Consider the following 2,868-nt stretch of genomic DNA (forward strand, 5'->3'; position numbering starts at 1 on the left):
CCCGCCACATGGCGAGAAATCAGATCGGCGGCGGGCCACGGTGCCTGGTGCACTGAGCCGTATCGCCACCAGCTCCACACCTCTTCCGTGGCAAACGGAAGAACGGGCGCAAAGAGACGAAGCAGGGCGTCAAGGGTTGTGGCGAGAGTGGTCAGCGCCGAGGCCTTTTGATCCTCACCCAGGGCACCATAGGCGCGGTCCTTAATCAATTCCACGTAATCGTCGGTGAAGGACCAGAAGAACGTTTCGGTGAGTTGCAGTGCGCGTGCATAGTCGTACTTCTCAAACAGTGTGGTCGACTGCTCAACCACTTCGTGAAGCCGTACAAGGAGCGAAAGGTCCAACGGGTTGGTGACTGCACCCGGGCCGGTGGCCGAGAGGATATCCGCTTCAGTTGCTCCGAGGTTCAGAACAAACTTTGACGCGTTGAGCAGCTTGATGGCCAGCCGCCGGCCGATTTTCATCTGCGCTATTTCGTAGGCGGTATCGGCTCCGAGTTTTGCGGATGCGGCCCAGTACCTGACGGCGTCGGAACCGTAATCCCGGAGCACATCGGTGGGAACCACCACGTTGCCCTTCGACTTGGACATCTTCTTCCGGTCCGGGTCAAGGATCCATCCAGAGATTGCTGCGTGTTTCCAGGGTGCAGAATCCAGGAGGGAATCGGCGCGCACCACAGAGGAGAACATCCAAGTCCGGATGATGTCATGACCCTGAGGGCGAAGATCAAACGGATAGACCTTGGCAAAGAAGTCTTCGTCGCGGCTCCAGCCGCCCATGATCTGAGGGGACAGCGAGGAGGTGGCCCACGTATCCAGCACATCGGGGTCGCCGATGAAGCCGCCGGGCTGGTCGCGCTGCGCCTCGGTGAATCCGGGTGCGGGTTCGGCGGCGGGATCCACCGGCAGCATGTCATCCGAGGGGCGCACGGGGTTGTCATAGTCCGGATTGCCGGAGGCGTCCAGCGGGTACCAGACCGGGAACGGCACTCCGAAGAACCGTTGGCGGGAGATGAGCCAGTCTCCGTTGAGTCCCTCGATCCAGTTCTCATACCGGCTGCGCATGAAGGACGGGTGGAAGTCGATCTCCCGGCCGCGGGCGATGAGCCGTTCCCGCCTGTCGGCGTCGCGTCCACCGTTGCGGATGTACCACTGGCGGCTGGTGACCACTTCCAGGGGCTTGTCACCCTTTTCAAAGAAGTTCACCGCGTGCATGACCTTCTTTGGCTCACCCTCGAGCAGTCCGGCCGTGCCGAGCTTTTCAACCACCGTCTCCTTGGCCGAGAAGACAGTCTTTCCTGCCAATTCCGCGTAGAGTTCCCTGCCCGCCGTCGTCGTCATCCAGTCCGGCGTATCCGCGAGGATGCGGCCGTCCCGGCCGATGACGGCGCGCGTGGGCAGATTCAGCTCGCGCCACCAGGTCACGTCAGTGAGGTCGCCGAAGGTGCAGACCATGGCAATGCCGGAACCCTTGTCCGGCTTGGCCAACGGATGGGCCAAGACCAGAATCTCCACTCCGAAGAGAGGAGAAGTCACAGTCCTGCCGAAGAAGGGCTGGTAGCGTTCGTCGTCCGGATGGGCCACCAGCGCCACGCAGGCTGCAAGCAGTTCCGGCCGGGTGGTCTCAATAAAAAGCTGTTCGCCGTCCGCCGTGGCAAACGGGTAGCGGTAGTAGGCCCCCGCAACTTCGCGGTCCTCGAGTTCGGCCTGGGCCACAGCAGTGCGGAAGGTGACATCCCAGAGGGTTGGAGCTTCCGCCATATAGGCATCGCCCTGTTCGAGGTTGGCCAGGAAGGCACGCTGGGAGACCGCACGTGAGGTGTCGTCGATGGTCCGGTAGGTCAGATTCCAGTCCACGGATAGCCCGAGCGTCTGGAACAGGTTTTTGAAGACCAACTCATCCTCGACTGCCAGCTCTTCGCACAGTTCAATGAAGTTGCGGCGGGACACCACGTCAAAGTCACGCTGGTTCTTGGCGGGCGCGGCGGGTGGCGCGTAGCCGGGGTCGTAGGGGATGGCCGGATCGCAACGGACACCATAGTAGTTCTGCACACGGCGTTCCGTGGGGAGCCCGTTGTCATCCCAGCCCATGGGATAGAACACGTTTTTGCCGGCCATTCGCTGATAGCGGGCCATGACATCGGTCTGGGTATAGGAGAACATGTGCCCGACGTGGAGTGACCCTGATGCGGTGGGCGGGGGAGTGTCGATCGAATAGACCTCCTCCCGAGTGGTCTCCGGGTTGAACGCGTAGGTTCCCTCTGCCAGCCAACGCTGCGTCAGTGCCGGTTCAAGCCCCTCGAGAGCGGGCTTGTCCGGAACGTTGATAGGGGCGGTTGTGGGCGTGTCTGTACCCTGATGTGTGTCAGCCATCCGTCCATTCTTCCATGCCGGTTGCGGGCTCAGTATCACGCCGCGGACCCTCGGTCGGTATCGCGTACCGGCCTCCCACAGTTCGCTTCGCTCGCCGCGGTGCCCTCGGTCGGTAGGCTTGGGCTCATGGAATCTCAGCCACACAGGTCAGCGGTTGTCACGGGGGCAAGCACAGGGATCGGAGAGACGGTCGTCCGTGTGCTGTCGGAACGTGGATGGCGGGTTTTCGCCGTCGCGCGGCGCGCTGACCGGTTGGCGGCGATCGCGCAGGAAACCGGTGCCACTGCCGTTGTTATGGACATCACGGACGACGACGGCGTCGCCCGGCTTCTCAGCGAGGTCACCGATGGGGGAGGTATCGACACCCTGGTGAACATTGCGGGAGGTGCCCGCGGTGCGGATCCGATTTCGGCAGCCAAGACCACCGACTGGGAATGGATGTATCAGGTCAATGTGGTGGGCACCATGAAGCTGACTCGGGCCTTCCTGCCGATGC

At 62.3% G+C, this 2,868-nt stretch carries 2 protein-coding genes; one reads left to right on the forward strand and one right to left on the reverse strand.

Translation table 11 applies throughout. The features are described 5' to 3' along the window. On the reverse strand, positions 1-2,372 hold a 2,372-nt coding region (gene valS, locus Y708_RS22320; RefSeq protein WP_081746429.1), incomplete at its 3' end, for a valine--tRNA ligase. Between the two features lie 126 nt (positions 2,373-2,498). Between valS and Y708_RS27990 the strand changes: the two genes are divergently transcribed. Beyond that, on the forward strand, positions 2,499-2,868 hold a 370-nt coding region (locus Y708_RS27990; protein ID WP_035775067.1), incomplete at its 3' end, for an SDR family oxidoreductase.

It is taken from the genome of Arthrobacter sp. H5 (assembly GCF_000520595.1).
GTDB lineage: Bacteria > Actinomycetota > Actinomycetes > Actinomycetales > Micrococcaceae > Arthrobacter_D.